Origin of the sequence: Kosakonia radicincitans DSM 16656, assembly GCF_000280495.2 — a bacterium.
Lineage (GTDB): Bacteria > Pseudomonadota > Gammaproteobacteria > Enterobacterales > Enterobacteriaceae > Kosakonia > Kosakonia radicincitans.
In genome coordinates this window covers 2422423-2442025 of record NZ_CP018016.1, presented here as the reverse complement: position 1 = coordinate 2442025, position 19603 = coordinate 2422423, and the positions used below count along the sequence as shown (strand labels likewise).

At 53.9% G+C, this 19603-nt stretch carries 23 protein-coding genes; 14 read left to right on the top strand and 9 right to left on the bottom strand.

The window, feature by feature from the left end:
* Positions 1-107 precede the first annotated feature (107 nt).
* From Y71_RS11855 to Y71_RS30005, 6 genes are all read left to right on the top strand, one after another.
* Positions 108-1139, top strand: coding sequence for an ABC transporter substrate-binding protein (locus Y71_RS11855; protein ID WP_035888522.1), 1032 nt, complete (start codon positions 108-110; stop codon positions 1137-1139).
* Positions 1140-1204: 65 nt separating this feature from the next.
* Positions 1205-2059, top strand: a complete 855-nt coding sequence (locus Y71_RS11850; RefSeq protein WP_007371822.1) for an ABC transporter permease — start codon at positions 1205-1207, stop codon at positions 2057-2059.
* Between the two features lies 1 nt (position 2060).
* Positions 2061-2879 (top strand): ABC transporter permease, encoded by an 819-nt coding sequence (locus tag Y71_RS11845; RefSeq protein WP_007371821.1) that lies wholly within the window; start codon positions 2061-2063, stop codon positions 2877-2879.
* A gap of 130 nt (positions 2880-3009) precedes the next feature.
* Entirely contained in the window at positions 3010-4260 is a 1251-nt protein-coding gene (locus Y71_RS11840) for a flavin-containing monooxygenase (RefSeq protein ID WP_007371820.1), read from the top strand.
* A 71-nt stretch (positions 4261-4331) separates the two neighbouring features.
* Positions 4332-5480 carry an alpha-hydroxy acid oxidase gene (locus Y71_RS11835; RefSeq protein WP_035888524.1) on the top strand — a complete coding sequence of 383 codons (1149 nt, stop codon included), beginning with the start codon at positions 4332-4334 and terminating at the stop codon, positions 5478-5480.
* A gap of 57 nt (positions 5481-5537) precedes the next feature.
* The gene (locus tag Y71_RS30005; RefSeq protein ID WP_007371818.1) at positions 5538-6077 is read left to right on the top strand and encodes a DUF2058 domain-containing protein; all 540 of its coding nucleotides are present in this window, start codon (positions 5538-5540) and stop codon (positions 6075-6077) included.
* An 8-nt stretch (positions 6078-6085) separates the two neighbouring features.
* Here Y71_RS30005 and Y71_RS11830 read toward each other — a convergent pair whose 3' ends face one another.
* Positions 6086-6781, bottom strand: coding sequence for an RluA family pseudouridine synthase (locus tag Y71_RS11830; RefSeq protein ID WP_007371817.1), 696 nt, complete (start codon positions 6779-6781; stop codon positions 6086-6088).
* Between the two features lie 249 nt (positions 6782-7030).
* On the opposite strand from Y71_RS11830, the gene Y71_RS11825 reads away from it, so the two are divergent.
* Complete coding sequence (locus Y71_RS11825; protein WP_007371816.1) at positions 7031-7507, top strand: cold-shock protein; 477 nt, start codon at positions 7031-7033, stop codon at positions 7505-7507.
* A gap of 126 nt (positions 7508-7633) precedes the next feature.
* Here the strand turns inward: Y71_RS11825 and cybB are convergent, their stop codons facing one another.
* Both cybB and Y71_RS11815 read right to left on the bottom strand, forming a co-directional pair.
* The gene (cybB, locus tag Y71_RS11820) at positions 7634-8170 is read right to left on the bottom strand and encodes a cytochrome b561 (protein ID WP_072439871.1); all 537 of its coding nucleotides are present in this window, start codon (positions 8168-8170) and stop codon (positions 7634-7636) included.
* A 30-nt stretch (positions 8171-8200) separates the two neighbouring features.
* Positions 8201-8890 carry a VIT1/CCC1 transporter family protein gene (locus Y71_RS11815; RefSeq protein WP_035888532.1) on the bottom strand — a complete coding sequence of 230 codons (690 nt, stop codon included), beginning with the start codon at positions 8888-8890 and terminating at the stop codon, positions 8201-8203.
* 188 nt (positions 8891-9078) lie between these two features.
* Here Y71_RS11815 and Y71_RS30370 point away from each other — a divergent pair, with 188 nt between their 5' ends.
* Both Y71_RS30370 and Y71_RS11810 read left to right on the top strand, forming a co-directional pair.
* Complete coding sequence (locus tag Y71_RS30370; RefSeq protein ID WP_007371813.1) at positions 9079-9471, top strand: hypothetical protein; 393 nt, start codon at positions 9079-9081, stop codon at positions 9469-9471.
* A complete protein-coding gene (locus Y71_RS11810; protein ID WP_050998900.1) occupies positions 9404-10966 on the top strand; it encodes an EAL domain-containing protein in 1563 nt (520 codons plus the stop codon). The genes Y71_RS30370 and Y71_RS11810 overlap by 68 nt, the downstream gene beginning before the upstream one ends.
* 38 nt (positions 10967-11004) lie before the next feature.
* Here Y71_RS11810 and Y71_RS11805 read toward each other — a convergent pair whose 3' ends face one another.
* Positions 11005-11883, bottom strand: coding sequence for an AraC family transcriptional regulator (locus Y71_RS11805; RefSeq protein ID WP_007371811.1), 879 nt, complete (start codon positions 11881-11883; stop codon positions 11005-11007).
* Positions 11884-12131: 248 nt separating this feature from the next.
* Between Y71_RS11805 and Y71_RS11800 the strand changes: the two genes are divergently transcribed.
* Together Y71_RS11800 and Y71_RS11795 are read left to right on the top strand one after the other, a co-directional pair.
* A complete protein-coding gene (locus Y71_RS11800; protein ID WP_007371810.1) occupies positions 12132-12530 on the top strand; it encodes a VOC family protein in 399 nt (132 codons plus the stop codon).
* Positions 12531-12583: 53 nt separating this feature from the next.
* The gene (locus Y71_RS11795; RefSeq protein ID WP_007371809.1) at positions 12584-12979 is read left to right on the top strand and encodes a VOC family protein; all 396 of its coding nucleotides are present in this window, start codon (positions 12584-12586) and stop codon (positions 12977-12979) included.
* A gap of 10 nt (positions 12980-12989) precedes the next feature.
* On the opposite strand, the gene Y71_RS11790 is transcribed toward Y71_RS11795, so the two are convergent.
* On the bottom strand, positions 12990-13235 hold the full coding sequence (locus tag Y71_RS11790; protein WP_145954135.1) for a hypothetical protein: 246 nt from the start codon (positions 13233-13235) through the stop codon (positions 12990-12992).
* Between the two features lie 228 nt (positions 13236-13463).
* Here Y71_RS11790 and Y71_RS11785 point away from each other — a divergent pair, with 228 nt between their 5' ends.
* From Y71_RS11785 to Y71_RS11775, 3 genes are all read left to right on the top strand, one after another.
* Positions 13464-13946, top strand: a complete 483-nt coding sequence (locus Y71_RS11785; RefSeq protein WP_035888537.1) for a hypothetical protein — start codon at positions 13464-13466, stop codon at positions 13944-13946.
* A 52-nt stretch (positions 13947-13998) separates the two neighbouring features.
* Complete coding sequence (locus Y71_RS11780) at positions 13999-14616, top strand: RhiA family protein (RefSeq protein ID WP_007371806.1); 618 nt, start codon at positions 13999-14001, stop codon at positions 14614-14616.
* Between the two features lie 89 nt (positions 14617-14705).
* On the top strand, positions 14706-15362 hold the full coding sequence (locus tag Y71_RS11775) for a hypothetical protein (protein WP_007371805.1): 657 nt from the start codon (positions 14706-14708) through the stop codon (positions 15360-15362).
* Positions 15363-15408: 46 nt separating this feature from the next.
* Here the strand turns inward: Y71_RS11775 and urtE are convergent, their stop codons facing one another.
* Genes urtE through urtB form a run of 4 tightly spaced genes read right to left on the bottom strand, consistent with a single transcriptional unit; the run spans position 15409 to position 19543 of the window.
* Positions 15409-16107, bottom strand: a complete 699-nt coding sequence (urtE, locus tag Y71_RS11770) for an urea ABC transporter ATP-binding subunit UrtE (protein ID WP_007371804.1) — start codon at positions 16105-16107, stop codon at positions 15409-15411.
* A 1-nt stretch (position 16108) separates the two neighbouring features.
* Positions 16109-16900 (bottom strand): urea ABC transporter ATP-binding protein UrtD, encoded by a 792-nt coding sequence (urtD, locus tag Y71_RS11765; protein ID WP_035888540.1) that lies wholly within the window; start codon positions 16898-16900, stop codon positions 16109-16111.
* Positions 16893-17969, bottom strand: a complete 1077-nt coding sequence (gene urtC, locus Y71_RS11760) for an urea ABC transporter permease subunit UrtC (protein WP_007371802.1) — start codon at positions 17967-17969, stop codon at positions 16893-16895. Before urtC ends, urtD begins: the two co-directional genes overlap by 8 nt.
* On the bottom strand, positions 17969-19543 hold the full coding sequence (gene urtB / locus Y71_RS11755; RefSeq protein WP_007371801.1) for an urea ABC transporter permease subunit UrtB: 1575 nt from the start codon (positions 19541-19543) through the stop codon (positions 17969-17971). The genes urtC and urtB overlap by 1 nt, the downstream gene beginning before the upstream one ends.
* Positions 19544-19603: the final 60 nt, after the last annotated feature.

Here is a 19603-nt window from a genome sequence, read left to right as displayed (position 1 = left end):
CTCGCAACGTCATTATCGATTTCACACCAGGGAACACCGTTTGCACCGTTCCGGCGCGTCGGGTTTCAGATTGCTACAACAGCCATTTCATAAGTGGGGATGAGAATATGTTGCGTAAGATTTGTGCCTTAACGTTGTTGACCACATGCGTGCTCAGCGCGGGCAATGCGATGGCCGCTGACAAGCTGATTGTCAGCACCTGGGGCGGCGGTTTTAAAGATCTGATCGATGAAACCATTGCCAAAGAGTTCACCAAAGAGACCGGCGTAGAAGTGCAATTTGTCACCGGCGGCACCATTGATCGCCTCAACAAAGCCAAGCTGGCGGGCGGTTCACCTGAAACTGACGTGACCTTTACCACCGCGCATGTGGGCTATCTGTACGCCAACTCAGGCCTGTTTGAAAAACTCGATATGAGCAAAATCCCGAACGCAGCAAACCTGGTGCAACAGGCGAAAGTCAGCCCTTATCACCTCGGCGTGTGGGGCTACGTTTACACCATCGGCTATCGCCCGGACCTGGTGCCCAAAGGTGAAACCTTTACCAGCTGGAACGATCTGTGGAAGCCCGAGCTGAAAGGCACGCTGGCGCTGCCGGACTGGGACCCGAGCCATATCATTGCGGTGGCCGCCAAACTCTCCGGCACCGATGCGGCGCACTGGCAGCAAGGCCAGGCGAAGCTGAAAGCGCTGATCCCGAATATCAAATCTTTCTATACCGATGATGCCAACAGCCAGCAATTGATCTCCACTGGCGAAACCCCGGTACAGGTGATGCTGTCGATGAACGCCTACAACATGATGGCTGAAGGGGTGGACGTCAAACTGGCGATCCCCAAAGAGGGGGCGATTTTGGGCGTCGATACCATTGGTATCAACAAAGGCACCAAACATAGCGATCTTGCATATAAGTTCATGAATATTGCCCTGAAGCCCGAAATTCAGGAGCAAGTGGCAAAGATTTATCACGGCAGCCCAACGGTAACCAACGCGCATATCGATCCTGAACTGGCGAAACTGCCGGGCATGCTCACCACGCCTGCGCAGTGGAATGCCACCATCAATACCGATCCGCAGCTGCGTGCCGAGAAAACCGCAGAGTGGCGTCAGTGGTTCTCTGAAAACATCATGTCTCATTGATTTATCGGGCGGCTTGCGGGCCGCCCGGGTTCTACCGGCAGCACATTACTCAGGCAGCAAGGTCTATGACGAGAAAACCAACATTTTTACCCTGGTTCATAATCCCCGCGACGCTCGCCGCAGTCGGACTGGTTGTCGCGATGTTCGCGGTGATGCAGTTCAGCGTGCGCGCTTATATTCCCGGTTCGCTCGACGTGGGCGGATTTACGCTGGCGAACTTCAAAGGCCTGTTCAAAAGCATCTATGCCGATGCGTTTATTAACACCGTCATACTGAGCGCGAAAACCGCTATTTTTGGCCTGCTGATGAGTTATCCGCTGGCGTATGCGCTGGTGCGCACCCGTACTACGTGGATCAAATCCGCGATTTTGATTATTGCGATTACGCCGATGTTTCTCGGCGAAGTGGTGCGCACCTATTCCTGGATTATCGTGCTGGGTAACAGCGGCTTCCTTAATAGTCTGCTGCTGGCGCTGGGCGTTATCTCCACGCCGATTCAGTTTATGTTTACGCAAACCGGCGTGGTGCTGGCGCTGGTGCACGTTACCATGCCAATCATGGTGCTGATGCTGGCGACCGCCTTGTCGCACATCAACCCGGATTATGAGAAAGCCGCCGCCAGCCTGGGCGCAGGGCCGATCCGCACCTTGCTGACCGTGACGATTCCCCTCTCAATTCCCGGCATTGTCTCCAGCCTCACTACCGCGTTTGCCTGGACCTTTAGCGCCTTTGCCACACCGCAACTTATTGGCGGCGGACGCGTCAGCACCGTGGCGACCATGGTCTATCAGTTGGGTTTCTCGTCGATGAACTTCCCGTTTGCTGCCGCGCTGAGCATCGCCGGTTTGATCCTGACCATCCTGCTGTTGCTGGCGCTCAAACGCATGACCCGATTCCTGCGCACGATGGGAGAGCATTGATATGACCCGTTCGCTCAACGACAAACTGAGTGTACTGGCGGGCCGCCTGCTGGTTGCCGCTATTCTGCTCTTCGTGATGCTGCCGACTATCGTGGTATTGATCTCCTCGTTCAGCAGTACCGCCGTGTTGTTCTTTCCGCCGAAAGGCTGGTCGCTGCGCTGGTTCGAGCGCGCGGTGAATTACGATGATTTCCGTCACGGCTTCTACTCCGGGTTAATTGTTACCGCATGGGCATCGTCACTGGCGGTGATCATCGGCACCACGCTGGCGATTGCTATCGAACGCTATTCGTTTCCCTGCAAACAGGTGCTGGAAGGGATTTTGCTGTCACCGCTGTTTATCCCGCACTTCACCATTGGCCTGGGCCTGCTGATGCTGGTGTCGCAACTCAACCTGGGGCGCGGTTATCCGCTGGTGATTTTCTGCCACATCGTGCTGGTCCTGCCGTTTGTGCTGCGCAGCGTTTATGTGTCGATAAAAAACCTTGAACAGCGCATTGAACTGGCGGCGGCAAGCCTTGGCGCATCGCCGTTGCGCGTGGTGTGGACCATCACCGTGCCGCTGATTTTGCCGGGCCTGTTTGGCGGCTGGCTGTTTGCCGCGATCCTCTCGTTTAACGAATTTACCGCGTCGTTGTTTATTACTACCCAGGCAACACAGACCTTACCGGTGGCAATGTACAACTATGTGCGTGAATTTGCTGACCCAACACTGGCAGCCCTGTCGGTCATTTATATTGCCGTCACCGCCACGTTATTAATTATCGCCAATAAGTTTTTAGGCCTGGGGAAAATATTGAATATTGAGACCAGACATTAATTAACCGTGAATGAAGGCGCACTGGATTTTCCCGTGCGCTGCCTTTAAGACGCCTGATTATCATTAATACGACACCCGATTACGCTTCGCGATAAAATTATCGAGGGTCGCCTGAATTTAGGGATTCAACATGTCAGTAGAAAAAATTAATACCGTCATTGTCGGCGCTGGTCAGGCCGGTATTGCCATGAGCGAACATCTGGCATTGATGGGCGTGCCTCACGTCGTACTGGAACGTAGCCGCATCGCTGAACGCTGGCGCTCGGAACGTTGGGATTCGCTGGTGGCAAACGGTCCTGCGTGGCACGACCGCTTCCCGTCGCTGAAATTCGACAATATTTCCCAGGAAGCTTTTCCGCCGAAAGAGCGCATGGCGCAATATTTTGAAGAGTATGCCAGCATGATTAACGCTCCCGTACGGACCGGCGTTGACGTGCATCAGGTTGTGCGCCTGGCAGGGCGCAGCGGCTTTAAAGTGGTGACCTCCGCCGGTGAATTTGAGGCCGCGAATGTGGTGGCCGCCACCGGCCCGTTTCAGAAACCCTCATTCCCGCAGATCGTGCCAGAAAGCGCAGGCGTGCAGCAGATTCACTCTTCGGTCTACAAAAATCCGCAGCAGTTGCCCGCAGGCGGCGTGCTGGTGGTGGGTGCTGGCGCTTCTGGTACACAAATTGCCGAAGAGCTGCGTAAAGCGGGTCGGGACGTTTATCTGTCGGTTGGCGAACATTATCGCCCGCCGCGCGCCTACCGCGACCGCGATTACTGCTGGTGGCTCGGCGCGCTGGGTCTGTGGGATGAAGTGAAAATAAAACCGAAGAAAGAGCACGTTGCCTTTGCGGTAAGCGGTTATGAAGGCGGTAAAACCGTGGATTTCCGTCGTCTGGCGCATATGGGCATTACGCTGGTAGGCATCACCCAAAGCTGGGATAACGGCGTCCTGAGCTTTGCCGACGGCCTGGCGGAGAATATCGCTGCGGGCGATAACGCCTACTTTGACGTGCTGCGCGATGCCGATGCTTATATCGAACGCAACGGGCTGGATCTGCCGCCCGAGCCGCAGGCGTGGGAACTGCTGCCGGATCCGCAATGTCTGCTCAATCCGCTGGCGCAATTAGATATTGCCGCAGCGGGTATTACCACTATTATCTGGGCGACGGGTTTTAAATTTGATTTTAGCTGGCTGCAAGTGGATGCCTTCGACGAAAAAGGCCTGCCATTCCATAAACGCGGTATTTCCGCCGAGCGCGGTATTTATTTTCTCGGTCTGCCTAATTTAGTAAACCGTGCCTCATCGTTTATTTATGGTGTATGGCACGATGCGAAATATATTGCCGATCATATTGTTTTGCAGAACGCTTATACCGACTACGTTAAATCATAATTGTCTACGTATTCTGATCGTCACCGGTGGCTAAATCATCGTTATTTAGCCACACCGTCCTGGATAACGACATGATCATCACCTGCATTGAAGATCTACGGCAACTGGCGCGTAAGCGGGTGCCCAAAATGTTTTATGACTATGTGGATGCCGGCTCCTGGAGCGAATATAGCTATCGTGCCAATGAAGCGGATTTACGTCGCCTTGAGTTTCGCCAGCGCGTGGCGGTCGATATTGCCGCCCGCAGCACCGCCAGCGTGATGCTCGGACAGCCCGTAACAATGCCTGTAGCCATTGCCCCCACGGGGTTAACCGGCATGATCCATCCCGACGGCGAAATCCTTGCGGCGCGGGCAGCGAAAACGTTCGGCATCCCCTTTACACTTTCGACCATGAGCATTTGCTCCATTGAAACCGTAGCGCAGGCCACGGATTACCATCCCTTCTGGTTCCAGCTCTATGTCATGCGCGATCGCCAGTTTGTCGCGAATCTTATCGATCGCGCGAAAGCCGCCCACTGCGGTGCGCTGGTCGTCACCATGGATCTCCAGGTGTTTGGGCAGCGCCATAAAGACATTAAAAATGGCCTGTCGACCCCGCCGAAAATGACGCTGCGCAACCTGCTGAATATTGCCAGCAAACCACGCTGGTGCCGCAATATGCTCGCCACACGCAACCGTAACTTTGGCAATATTATCGGTCACGCCAGCGGTGTTAATAACATTGATGCCATGGTGGAATGGACAGCGCAGCAGTTCGACCCGCACCTCTCCTGGCAGGATATTGAGTGGATTAAACGGCGCTGGGGCGGCAAGCTGATCGTTAAAGGCATTATGGACGTGGAAGATGCACGCCAGGCGGTGGCGGCAGGCGCAGATGCGCTCATTGTCTCCAATCACGGCGGCCGTCAGCTGGATGGAGTGTCGTCCTCAAGTACTTTATTACCAGAGATTGTCGCCGCAGTGGGTAATGATATTGAAGTCCATTTCGACGGCGGGATACGTTCCGGGCAGGATGTGCTGAAAGCGATTGCGCTGGGGGCTAAAGGAACCTATATCGGGCGCAGTATGCTGTATGGATTAGGGGCGATGGGCGAAGCAGGTGTCACCATGGCGCTGAATATCATTCGTAATGAATTCGATTTGTCGATGGCTTTTTGCGGCAAGACCCATGTTGCTGCGATTGATGCAGGGATCCTGCGGCGCAGGTTGTTTGACTGACTTGCCCGATTTGGCTGTTATAATCCCGCTAACACTCCAACGGGTTTAACGACGACGATGACAAAACTTACCTTGCAAGAGCAGATGTTAAAAGCTGGATTAGTCACCAGCAAGAAGATGGCCAAAGTCCAGAGAACGGCGAAAAAGTCCCGCGTTCAGGCGCGTGAGGCCAGAGAAGCGGTAGAAGAAAATAAGAAAGCGCAACTTGAGCGTGATAAGCAGCTTAGCGAACAGCAAAAACAGGCTGCGTTATCGAAAGAGTATAAAGCGCAGATCAAGCAGCTTATTGAGATGAACCGCATCACAATAACGAAAGGCAATATCAGTTTTAACTTCACCGACAATAACCTGATTAAAAAAATAGAGGTCGATAAAGTGACTCAGGCGCAGCTGATCAATGGCCGTCTCGCCATTGCCCGCCTGGTGTCCGACAACAACGGTGATAACCCATACGCCATTATCCCGGCGGCTGTTGCCGATAAAATTGCCCAGCGCGATGCCAACTGTATTGTGCTGCACAGCGCGCTCACGCAGGAAGCACAGGATGAAGATGACCCATATGCGGACTTCAAAGTGCCCGATGATTTGATGTGGTAATTCGCGTTTCAGAATGGGCTGTCATGACGGGCGTTGATCCACGTGTTGCTGATGGGATGAACAAAATGCAACGCGCTGGCATGCAGCATCAGCCGCGACGCCCGTTCAGCACCAGGCATCAGGCGACCGCCATACAGATCGCATCCCAGAATCGGATGTCCCAAATGCTGGCAGTGAATGCGTAGCTGGTGCGTGCGCCCGGTTTCAGGAATCAGCTCAACGCGTGACAACGGCAGTAAATTACCGTCTTCCTGCGTCTGGTAAAAACGCTCAATGACCCGAAAACGGGAACGCGCTGGCTTGCCGCCGGTCGCACAAATCGACATCAGCGGGAAGCACGCCGGGTCTTTGACGATCGCCGCAGCGATCACCCCTTCGTCGTCGTGCACGTGTCCGCAGAGCAATGCGCTGTAAACCTTAGTGACGGTGCGCTGGCTGAACTGCTGGCAGAGCGCGGCATTAATGGCCTTATTGCGGGCAACCACCATCAACCCGGATGTGCCAAAATCGAGGCGGTGCACCAGCGTGCAGCCGGGGAATATCTGCACCAGCCGATAATGCACCGAATCGAGATTTTGCGGGTTTTTCCCCGACAGGCTGAGTAATCCGCTGGGTTTATTGATCAGCACCAGGTGCTCGTCCTGATAGAGCGTTTCAATGTTGTCGTGACACGGCGGGGCAATAAAAGTATCGATCGTAGACATCCGGCTGCCCGAGTGGAGAATGGCTGCGGATAATAACGGATTTTCACCGCACTGGCGAATCCGTCCGTTGGTTTAAACGGACGCGATCGGCGTTTTCCCCCTGCAGCTTCGCGTTCCGAGGCTTTCCTCACTCGCAGAGCAGAAATTTATCATTCACACTTAACCAGGCATGGCCTGCGCAGGCATTGTGCTTTACACTGCGCGCTGCAAAAAACTGAGTAGATAAACGATTAACCAGGCGGTACAGCGATGAACGGAACGATCACAACGTGGTTTAAAGATAAAGGTTTTGGCTTTATCAAAGATGAAAACGGCGATAACCGCTATTTTCATGTGATTAAGGTCGCTAACCCTGAACTAATTAAGAAAGATGCCGCGGTGACTTTCGAACCCACCACCAATAACAAAGGGTTATCGGCTTACGCCGTGAAAGTCATCCCTGACAGCAAATACATCTATATCGCAGGCGAACGTTTTAAGCTTGCGTCGATCAAATCGTATCTGGTGTACAGCGAAGAAGTCCCCGCTGATGCCCGCATCGATAAAGAAAATGCCGTGTTGTCTGTGGGTCTGCTAATGGGAAACATCCGGCCGAAAACCACCACGAAACCGGGTGAAATGCGCTCAGTGAAAAAACTGGCGATCACCACTTTTCAGGGCACAACCTCCATTTTCTCAGAAGATGAAATCGACATTGATACGACGGTGAAAATGCTCAAAGTCTGAGCAGCGCCGTTGCCCTGCTCCTTCAGGTAACTTTCAGCACCACGCGCTGGCGTACCGGCAGCCAGCGCGGGTGATGAGTAAGAAGCGCGCAGAATGTTGCTTCTTTTCCGTCCTGAGAAAACCCGGTTAATCCGGGCGCTTGCCAGGCATCATTCTCAGCAAGGTATTATCCCGCAGTATATAGTGGTGCAGCAGCGCCGCCGCCGCATGCAAGCCGATGATAAAATAGCCCGTATTAGCCAGTAATTCATGAACCTCTTTCAGGCTATGTTGCAGTACACTATTTTTTTCCGCCGCAATCGGCATGTTAATAAACAGAAAACTCCACTCTTTCTGGCCGTAATAGAGCGACACCACCCCCAGCAGCGGAAGAAAAATAAACAGCGCATATAAAACAAAATGTACAACGGTGGCGCTGAGCTTTTGCCATTGTGGCAGCGCGGGAACAACCGGCGGTTCCGGGAAAATAAATCTAAATACCATTCTGATTAACATCAGAATAAATACACTGACACCACAAGTGTAATGAGTTATTGCCATCCAGTAACGACCGACAGAATCTTTTGGGAAAATATCCCTGAATTCCATCGCGGCATATGCGATCACGATTAGCAATAAAACCAGCCAGTGTAGTGCTATCTGCCCACCTGAGTATTTCTTCATTTTTTTCTGTCCTGAGAATGAAACGATTATCTAAGCCAGCGCCTGTCCGGCGAGCGAACCCGCACCCATCGACAAAGCCATCGCCATGGCGCTCCAGAAGGTGATTCGAATAATGGCTTTCACCGGCGGCGCTTTGCCTGCGACCGACGAGATATAGCCGAGGAGCGCCAGTGAAAAAAGCGTGGAAAGGATGACGAACAGCAAAACCAGCGGTGCCGGCGTTAACCACGCCACCAGAACCGGCAACACCGCGCCGGCAGAAAAACTGATGGCTGAAAAAATTGCAGCCTGCAGCGGCTGTGCTGAATTCGTCTCCGTCAGGCCCAGTTCTTCCCGGGCATGCGCGTCGAGCGCATCCTTTGCCATCAGTTGTTCCGCAACCTCGCGGGCAAGCGAAGGCGCCAGCCCTCGTTGCCTATACAGTGACGTCAGTTCCTGTACCTCCCCCTCATAATCCGTCGCCAGCTCCCTCCTTTCCTGTGCCAGCGCGGCCTTTTCGGTATCAGCTTGTGATGAGACGGAAACATATTCTCCGGTCGCCATTGACATGGCGCCTGCAACCAGCCCGGCAACGCCCGCCAGCAACACCCCAGAGGAGGAGCTCCCTGCAGACGCAACACCGAGAACAAGGCTGGCCGTCGACACAATGCCATCATTGGCACCCAGCACTGCCGCCCGGAGCCACCCCACTCTTCCAATGCTGTGTAGTTCCAGATGCATGATGATGTTTTCCTTTTATCCGTGAATGAATCTGCCCGGCATTGCTGATATTAAAAAAATCGCGTTGAGCAGGTGTTAATTTATTCTGTCAGCCTTAACGCCACATTAAGAGTGAATGAGTAAAATCCAGGATCTACTGATTTTTATATACCCTGGCGTTGAAATGATAATAGCTATCATGCTCATTCATGAATGCCTCAGCAAATTATCTTATCTGCGTTAGCGTTAATTTTATTTTATCATTCATGCAGATTCTGACAGGCGATTTTCAGGTGCCAGCATTAATTGTTGAGACTATTCACTCGCCGTCAAAGCTAATTGCCGACGTTGTTGGGTTGTCAGCAAAAAAGAGGCGTAAATTCTCCGGTGTTTACCATAACGTAATAGCGCAGCAACACCATTTCAGCCATAGCGATACCCGCCGTGCGCTGGCGATTTCAGCGTCTCTCGACCATGCTTTTTGTACTGACATTTTGACAAGAGAAATCACTCCCTTCGCCCCAGGACACGATGATGCGCAATGCCCTTATTCCTCTAATCGCGGCTGTGCTTCTTTTTATTACCGGCGTTTTTATTCTTAATATGCAGCTTTGGTTCTCCACCCGGGCAGATCGCCTTGAAGGAGCCAGATACGCGGTGAATAACATCAACAACATTCTTGATGAAGCGTCCCATGCTACCCGTCTCGCCGTTGACATCGCGGGTAAAGGATGCGATCCGGAGGGACAATTTCAGCTCGGCACTGAAGCTGCCCTGCAACCACATCTGCGCACAATCCTGATTGTTAAAGGCGGGGAAGTCTGGTGCTCATCGCTACCGGGAAATCGCGGGCTGCTGGCGCGTATTCCCAGAATGTCTGCGGCCAGTCTGTTTCTCGCACCGGCAGAGGACGCAGCAAACGAACAGCCATTCCTCGTCTATCAAACGCGATTTGCCGCGAGCCGCGTGCTGGTCACCATCAGCGATCAGCATATTCGCGAGGCGCTGAATGCACCGTTAGAGGGTGTTATCTACAGATTGCGCGTCGGGAATCATGTTATCGGTCTGTCGGGGGATATTGCCGCGCTTAGCGAAAAAACGCCCCCTTCGGGACAAGCCAATTCGAAAGCCTATCCCTTCAGTATCATCTACAATCAACCGCCGCTGTTTAGCTTGTTCCGGCTCGTCTCGCTGGGGCCGGGCATCCTGATTTTCATCCTGTTAATCTCCTGCGCGACGGCCTACGCGCTGATTAAGTACCTGAATAAAAATGCCACGCCGGCAGAGACATTGCGCCGGGCCATTACCAACGGTGAGATCGTGCCTTTTTACCAGCCAGTGGTGAATGGCAGAGAGGGAACCCTGCGCGGTGTCGAGGTGCTGGCGCGCTGGAAACACCCGCGATCCGGCTATATTCCGCCCGCATCCTTTATCCCTTTAGCCGAAAAATCAGATCTGATCATACCGCTTACGCAAAGCCTGATGCGGCAGGTCGTGGCCCATATGAACGCCATTGCCCACCGGTTGCCGGAAGGTTTTCACATCGGTATTAACTTCAGTGCGTCCCATATCACTTCGCCCGATTTTGTCGCGGAGTGTCTGAAATTCAAAGAGAGTTTCAGACACCCTGCGCTCAATCTGGTGATTGAAGTCACCGAACGCGAACCCTTAAACGTGGATGAAGATCTTGTACAACGGCTAAATGTCCTGCATGAAAATGGATTTGTTATCGCGCTGGATGATTTCGGTACTGGCTACTCAGGGCTTTCTTACCTGCACGATCTGCATATCGATTACATTAAAATCGACCAGAGTTTCGTTGCCAGAGTGAATGCCGAGCAGGACTCGACGCGGATTTTAGACTGCGTGCTGGATCTGGCGCGCAAACTCTCTTTAAGCATTGTCGCCGAAGGCGTCGAAACGAAAGAACAGCTCGATTACCTGAATCAAAACAACATCACTTTCCTGCAGGGTTACTACTTCTATAAGCCGGTCAACTTCCAGGATCTGATCAAAATTCTGCTGTCAAAACCCAAAGTGAAGGTGGTTGTTGATACAGCGCGGAAGAAAGAGGATGTGCACAACATGGTGGATTGAAATAAAAGCGCCTTTCCCGGCACAGATTATTGGAGATCTTACCTTTTCAGTATTTGTCGGCGATCGACAGAAGGCGGTAAACCAAACAGCCGGGCATATTCCCGACTGAATTGCGTATGGCTTTGATAACCGACCGCTAATGCAATTGTCATGATACTCGCGTTTGTTGTACGCATTTTTTCACGCGCCTGCATCAGCCTTATCCGTTTTTGATACTGAACCGGGCTGAGGGCCGTAATCGTCAGGAAATGGCGATGAAACGCGGAAACGCTGAGTGCCGCCATTTCGGCCAGCGCTTCCACCCGCACGGCCTGCATATAGTTCTGTTTTATCCAGTTAATCACCGTATAAATACGCGACAGATGCGACTCTGGTCGCGCAATATCACGCAGCATCCAGCCAAGCGGTCCCTGCAACACACGGAACAGTATTTCCCTTTCATAGGCGGGAGCCAGAGCCGGGATCGCCTCCGGGGTACGCATCAGACGTAGCATGCGCACCCAGGCATCCAGCAATTCCACAGTCACTGGCGCAACGGAAAATCCCGAATGAAAGAGCGCAGCGGAGCCAGAATCAGGCAAACAGTTCTGCAAATCAGCAAGGATCCCCGGATCCGGCGTCAGGCTGACAGCCAGATAAGGCGCCCCGGTCTGCTCATCCGGGTAAACGCGGCCAATGGCAGGCAAATCCACCGACATCACAAAATAGGTTGCGGGGTCATAGCGGTAGGTTCTGTCCCCTACTGACATGCTTTTCGAGCCGGTCAGAATCAGGTTGATCATTGGTTCATAAACGGCAGACAACCGGTGCTCAGGGATCTCACCCTGCACCATCGCAAGGCGTGGAATGCCGGTTTCAGTGCGTTGATTTCCCGCCACCGATGCCAGTTCGCGCAATTCGTGTAATTGATTTTCCATCGCCGATAAATAGCATGCCATCAGATGAGCAACAAGATAAAAGCAGTATCAGGCAACGTTTAAAGAGGATCGCATCAGCATGCAACACCTGCTCCGCGTACGCTTTGTCTGGTTATCCGACAGCCAGGTGGGCTAGTCGTGAGTACGGCGTCATTTTTACTCTGCGTAACAGCGAGCAAGCAGCCGCTAAAACCGTCAATCGCCTTCAGGTTGTGGGCAGTTATATCATCTGACAACAGGAGCACAGCATGCTGGATCATCTGTTTATTACCGTCAGCGACATCGCGCGATCGGTAGACTTTTATGAAAGGGTACTCCCTGTTCTGGACATTAACCTTCGCCATGATTATGACGGAAAAGAGGGCCCGCAGGGCCATCCCGACCTGAAGGGCTTTGGTGCGAATGGCCGTATGTTTTTCTGGTTACGCCAGGGTGAGCCCTCCCCCGGCGCTGTCCATGTCGGTTTTGTTGCCAACTCTCAGGCGCAGGTTAACCAGGCCTGGGGTGAAGCGCTGGCTGCCGGGGCGACGGAGATCCACCCACCTGGCGCACAACATCACTATGACCCACGCTATTACGCCGCGCAGGTTCGCGATCCCGATGGCTACAGCCTCGAATTTGTCTACAAAAGTTGGCAGCACGCATAATGGGTGGCGCGGCAGGCGACTTATTCCCCCTTTTACACGCGCAGGAGAGAACCGTGTCCGTTATTGATCACATTGAAATAGCCGTCAACGATGCCACTATATCCCGGCATTTCTACGAACAAGCACTCGCGCCGCTGAAATTCCGGCTCATCATCGCCGTCGCGCAGAGCCAGACGCGTACGGGAGGTTTACGTTACGGGCTCGGCCCAGGGTACTATCCACGCCTGTGGCTGCATGATAATGACAAACCGGGTGCAGCAGTACATATCGCGTTCACCGCTCAAGACCGTTCTACAGTGGATAAATTCTGGGAGGCTGCATTACAGGCTGGTGGGAAAAGCAACGGTTCTCCCGGAATACGTTGCCACTACCATGAGTCGTACTACGCAGCCTATGTTTTTGATCCTGATGGCAATAATATCGAAGTTGTGTGCCAGACAACGCCCTGAATGCGGTCGGTTATCCCCCGGCCAGCCCAAAATCGGTGCCATTCGCGCTGGCATATTCCCCCAATGCGCATTCCAGCGTTCGAAAAGCGCATTGACTTCCCCTTTGCTTAAAAAGCGTCACGATATTGATCGTTGCCTTGCAAAAATGAACGCGAGAGGCAGATCGGTTAATATCGAACGGCGACTTTTTCGCATGATAATTCCGAATTAATAACGCCGCGCCCTTCATCACTGCGCGCCTCTCGCCTTCATTCACGCAGCAATCCACAGCCCTCGTGTAATACATTACGCGGTGTGCGCATTCGCGATAAACGTTTTCAGCACGCACATATTATATATCGGGTAATCGTGCAACTACTCTTGTTGTACCCGCGCGCTTTGCGGGGGAACACTTCCTCCGTGCTGCCATGGATATTCGCGGTTAATACTTTATCTCACAACTGTGGTAGCCCTTACGAAATAAGACCATCGGCATGAGGTAAATGTGAATAATACAATACACGATGTTTTATTACAGGATTATCCTTTGCTATTTTCCGGCTTGCCAGCAATAAGCTCTGAAAACGAAAGGGAGTTAGTGCAGTTCTGCGAACAGCATAAGGAACATGTTTTATCTGCGATGCCATGGGCGGCTTCAGAGATTGCAGGTACCTGCGGGTTTAAATCCCTTTTTCAGCTCATTTCTCATCATGGCGGGCGAAAAATATATATCCCCAAGGATGCATCAAAATTTTATAAATTATACGAGATTGACATTCCCAAAAAACAGTATTCCCGGTTATGCAAATATGCGGATTCGGCCGGGAACATCGAAATGCCATCAGCATGGGGCGTATTCGTGGCCATTCGTCGCGCGGCCATGCAGATAGCGATGCAGGACCAGGTTTCACCAAAATCGTTAGTGAAAACGTTTGGCGTCACCATGAGGAGTATAAGGCTCATAAAATCACGAAATACCTATCTGTAAGCAGGCAGTTGTCATCACGTTTTATTTTCACTCAATAAACAAGGTGGATATTATGTCTCAGCAATACACTGTCAATGTTACCAATAATTCAACGATTTTTGGCTCTTTCTGTATCTATCAGTCATTACCGGACATCAGTAATCCGAATATTATGTCATTGGCCTGGCTGACAAAATCGGCCTTTCCCGGCACGTTGCTCTCTTTCGAGTGGGGAATTGACTACAGCTTTGTCTGGGATGATTCAGGGCCGCTGAATGTGGGCAGCGTATTCACAGCATCGCAAAGCGTTCCGTGCGATCCCTCCGGCAATAATAATATCACGCTGATGTACAGCAACGGCGCTTACAATTTTACCGGGCTGAATAATGGCGGGCGTAATGGCACATTATTTATTACCGGCCATGAAAGTATTAACCCCGTTAATAGCGCCGCAGTCGGGATCGCCATGTCGGGCGCAGGAACATTTGTCCAGCCAGCGCAGCCGAATATGGATCTGGTATTTTCTGTTACGCCGACGTACTGGATCACTTATGGTAATTATATCCCCGGCCAGGTTATTCAGATCAGCGATATCAGCAATGCGCAGCAATTAACGTTCCCGATGGGCAGTTATGAACTTGATGTGACGCTGCAAAGAAATAATAGCTGGGTTGTCGCCAGCAACAGTTAAGCGTTAACAACAGCGGGGAAAGGTGTGAGGCCATTATTTTATCCCGCACGCCCTTCCCTCTTTATAATTCCTTTCAGAAGGGGAATGAAATGGACAAAGAACAATATGACAGGCAGAAAATTAATGAATTTATCCAGTTGGTGAGCAATGAGGATGAAGTCATTACCTCTACCGGTGCCAGTGTCGTCAATATTAGCGGCACACTTTATAACGTTGATGGCAGTACAGCGGATCCCAAAAGAGTGCCGGGATATAAAGATAAAAGCTGGAAGGATTTACTCATTGCGAAAGGCATTCCGTCAGGCAGCCCTTGCTATATTACCAATGCTGTTCCGGTTGGCACCAGCCATCCCGATTTTTCCGTCGGCGGTCATATGACGCCCTCCAGCGACGGAAATGTGCCTGTCGGCGGGAGCTGTTATTTAATGCCCGAGTGCCAGTGGCATAACAACAAAGCCCGGGACGGTATCGCGTTTTATCACAGCGAAACGGCAATGCTTCAGCTCACCGGCTATATGCAGGGCGAGCTGGCAGCCACATTCCAGATACGGCTACCGTGCAGCGAAGCTTTTGGCCTGCTGTACAACCTTGAAGGTGACTGGCGACATGAAAACTTCGCCACTAAAGCGGACGCAGAATATTTTCTCGCCCAGTTGAATGGCGGCCAGCAAGTGGAACACCACCTTTTCGAACGCTATATCCAGCTCCAGGGGCAGAACCAGCGGCTGAAGCTGGTCAAAGTCTGAGTAAACCGTTCCTGCCGACGGAATAACCGGCAGGAACGCCTACCCTTTAAATCGCCACCAGTTGTCTCACGCCCTGCGCTTCCATCTCATCGCCGCGCCCACGCTGGATAATGGTGCCGCGCGACATCACCAGATACTGATCGGCCAGCTCGGCGGCAAAATCGTAAAACTGCTCCACCAGCAGAATGGCCATATCGCCGCGATTCGCCAGGCTGCGGATCACCGCGCCAATCTCCTTGATAACCGAGGGCTGAATACCTTCCGTCGGCTCGTCGAGGAGCAACAACTGTGGCTTGCAGGCCAGCGCCCGCCCGATGGCAAGCTGCTGCTGTTGCCCGCCGGAGAGATCGCCGCCCCGCCGCTGCTTCATCTCGCGCAGCACCGGGAAGAGATCGTAAATCTCGTCGGGAACAGTTTTCGCCTGGCGTCCCGAAAAGCGCGACAGCCCCATCAGCAGATTCTCTTCGACGGTCAGACGGGGGAAAATCTCCCGCCCCTGCGGAACGTAGGCGATCCCCTGCTGCACCCGCTGGTGCGGCTTGCTGTTATTGATCAGTTTGCCCTGCCAGTGAACCGTGCCGGATTTCGCCGGGATCAGCCCCATCAGGCACTTCAGCAGCGTGGTTTTTCCCACACCATTGCGCCCCAGCAGGCAGGTAATTTCACCCGGCGTGGTCTCGAACGACAAGCCACGCAAAATGTGGCTGCCGCCGTAATACTGGTTTAACTCTTTCACCTGCAACATATTAGCGCCCCAGATAAACGTCGATAACCTGCTCGTTGGCCTGTACTTCGCGCAGCGAACCTTCTGCCAGCACTTGCCCCTGATGCAGCACGGTCACATAGTCGGCAATGGTTTCGACAAAGCCCATATCATGCTCCACCACCATCAGCGAGTGTTTGCCCGCCAGCGTGCGAAACAGCTCGGCAATATAATCCGTTTCGGCATCCGTCAGACCGGCGGCGGGCTCATCCAGCAACAGCAAATGCGGTTCCTGAACCAGCAGCATGCCAATTTCCAGAAACTGTTTTTGCCCGTGGGAAAGCAGCCCGGACGGGCGATGTCGATGCTCGGTCAGCCGCAACAACAGCAGCACTTCATCAATGCGATCCCGCTGCTCGCCGCTGAGCCTGGCGCGCAGGCTGGTCCACACCGACTTATCCATTTTCAGCGCAATTTCGAGGTTTTCCGTCACGCTTAACGCTTCAAACACCGTGGGTTTCTGGAACTTACGCCCAATGCCCGCACGGCTAATGTCCACCGGCGACATCCCGGTAAGATCGATGTTCTGATCGTAGGTTATCGTGCCGCTGTCCGGCCGTGTTTTACCGGTAATGATATCCATCAGCGTGGTTTTGCCTGCGCCATTTGGCCCGATCACGCAGCGCAGTTCCCCCACGCCAATCGACAGTGACAAATCCGTCAATGCGCGAAACGAATCAAAGGTGACGTTGATTTTTTCCAGTTGCAGCACCGGATCGGTAGTTTCGCGGTAGCGGTCCTGCAACTGCGGCTGGGTAAAAAGGGAATCAGTCATGCTTCCTCCGTTTGAGCAGGCCAATCACGCCGCGCGGCAGGAACAGCGTCACAAGAATAAACATCAACCCAAGGAAAAAGAGCCACACATCCGGGAAAGCAACGGTAAACCAGCTCTTCGCGCCGTTCACGATCCCGGCACCGAGGATCGGCCCAATCAGCGAACCGCGCCCGCCGAGCGCCACCCAAATCGCCGCTTCAATCGAGTTGGTCGGCGACATTTCGCTGGGGTTGATAATCCCCACCTGCGGCACATACAGCGCGCCCGCCAGCCCGCACAGCACGGCGGAGAGCGTCCAGACGAAAAGCTTGTAGCCTTTCGGATCGTAGCCGCAGAACATCAGCCGGTTTTCCGCGTCGCGCACGGCAGTGAGCACCCGGCCGAACTTGCTGCGCGTCAGCATCACGCCAATCGCCAGCGATCCTGCCAGCAGCAGCACCGTTGCCACAAACAGCGCGATGCGCGTACCGGTTGCCGATACCGGAAAGCCGAGCAGCGTGGTAAAACCGGTAAAGCCGTTGTTGCCGCCAAAGCCGGTTTCGTTGCGAAAAAACAGCAGCATCCCGGCGTAGGTCAGCGCCTGGGTCATGATCGAGAAGTAGACATCTTTAATGCGCGAGCGAAAGGCGAAATAGCCGAACACCAGTGCCAGCAGGCCCGGCACCAGGATCACCAGGCACAGCGCCCAGGCAAAGTACTGCGTTCCGGCCCAGAACCACGGTAATTCCGTCCACGAGAGAAACGACATAAACGCCGGCAGCCCGTCACCGGCGGCCTGGCGCATCAGATACATTCCCATCGCATAACCGCCGAGGGCGAAAAACAACCCGTGCCCCAGCGACAGCAGCCCCGCGTAGCCCCACACCAGATCCAGCGCCACCGCGACAATGGCGTAGCAGAGAATTTTGCCAATCAGCGTCAGCGTATAGGTGGAAATCGCCAGCGGATTTTCCGCCGGAAGCAGCGCGAAAAAGGGCAGGATCAGCAACGCGGCCAGCAGCAGTGAAGCGAGCATGCAGGTCAGGCGCGGCGCGCGTCGGGCGATAGTTAACGTAATAGGTTGGCTCATCAGTCAATTACCCGCCCTTTGAATGCAAACAACCCTTGCGGTCGTTTCTGAATAAACAGCACGATCAATACCAGGATCGCGATCTTGCCCAGCACCGCGCCGATTTGCGGCTCAAGGACTTTGTTCAGCACGCCGAGGCCCAGCGCCGCCACGACCGTGCCCGCCAGTTGTCCGACGCCGCCGGTTACCACCACGAGGAAAGAGTCAATAATGTAGCCCTGTCCCAGTTCCGGGCCGACGTTACCGAGTTGCGACAGCGCCACCCCGCCCAACCCGGCAATACCGGAACCTAAACCGAAAGCCAGCATATCGACGCGCCCGGTCGGTACACCGCAGCAATCCGCCATGCGGCGGTTTTGCGTCACCGCCCGCACGTTCATGCCGAGGCGGGTTTTGTTCAGCAGCAGCCAGGTGAGGATCAGCACGCCGATAACAAACACAATCACCGCGATACGGTTCCAGGGCAGCACCAGGTTCGGCAGTACCGACCAGCCGCCGGAGAGCCATGCCGGGTTGGCGACTTCCAGGTTCTGCGTGCCAAACAGCACGCGCACCAGTTGAATCAGCATCAGGCTAATTCCCCAGGTGGCGAGCAGGGTTTCCAGCGGCCGTCCGTAGAGATGACGAATAATGGTGCGCTCCAGCAGCATGCCAATGATGGCGGTGATAAAAAATGCCACCGGCAGCGCCACCAGCGGGTAAATCGCCAGCCAGTCGGGGGCAAAGCGCTGAAACAGATCCTGCACCAGCCAGGTGGAGTACGCGCCCAGCATCAACATTTCGCCGTGCGCCATATTAATCACGCCGAGCAAACCGTAAGTGATCGCCAGCCCCAGCGCCGCCAGCAGCAGGATCGATCCGAGCGAAATCCCGCTGAACGCTTGTCCGAGCCAGTCGCCCCATCTCAGGCGTTGCTGTACCTGCTTCAGGCTGTCAGCGGCGGCTTCACGCACCGCGGAGTCCGGCTCATTTTGCGGCTGCATCAGACGTTGCAGGCTGGCCTGCACCTGCGGATCGCTGGCTTCGCCCAATAGTTTCACCGCCTGCAAACGCCGTTCGGCGCGGCTATCAGCAAGTTGCAGGTTCGCCACCGCAATGGCGAGCGCAGTATGTACGCCGTCGTTTTTTTCCGCCGCCAGCCGTGCGCTGAGAAACGGCAGTTGATCGGCCTGCGCGCTGTTTTGCAACGTCAATGCCGCGCGCAGGCGGACGCTGTCGTCCGGGCTGACCAGTTGGTGCGTTGCCAGCGCGCTGGCCACCAGGCCGCGAATGCGGTTATTCATAAACACTTTTTTCGTCGCACCCGCAGGCGCTGCGTCGCCTTCCAGCGCCGTTAGTTTGCCGTTCTGCTCGCTGAAGAGTTGACCATTCGCATCGGTGACCACCGTTTCGTCATTCAGCGCCTGCAACAACGGCAAACGCGATGCCTCCGGCGCGGCAGACCACTGCTGAAGCAGTTGCGCCTGCTGCGTGCGGCTGGCCTTGCCATAATCAGCGGCAGGCCCGGCCTGCGCCGTCGCGGTCATCAGCAGGCAGCCGAAAAGGAGAAAGCCCAAAGCCGGGAATATTTTCATGTGTCAGCGTCTTTTGATGGTTATCCGGCCAGGCCGGAACATTCAACCACTGTCAGGGGC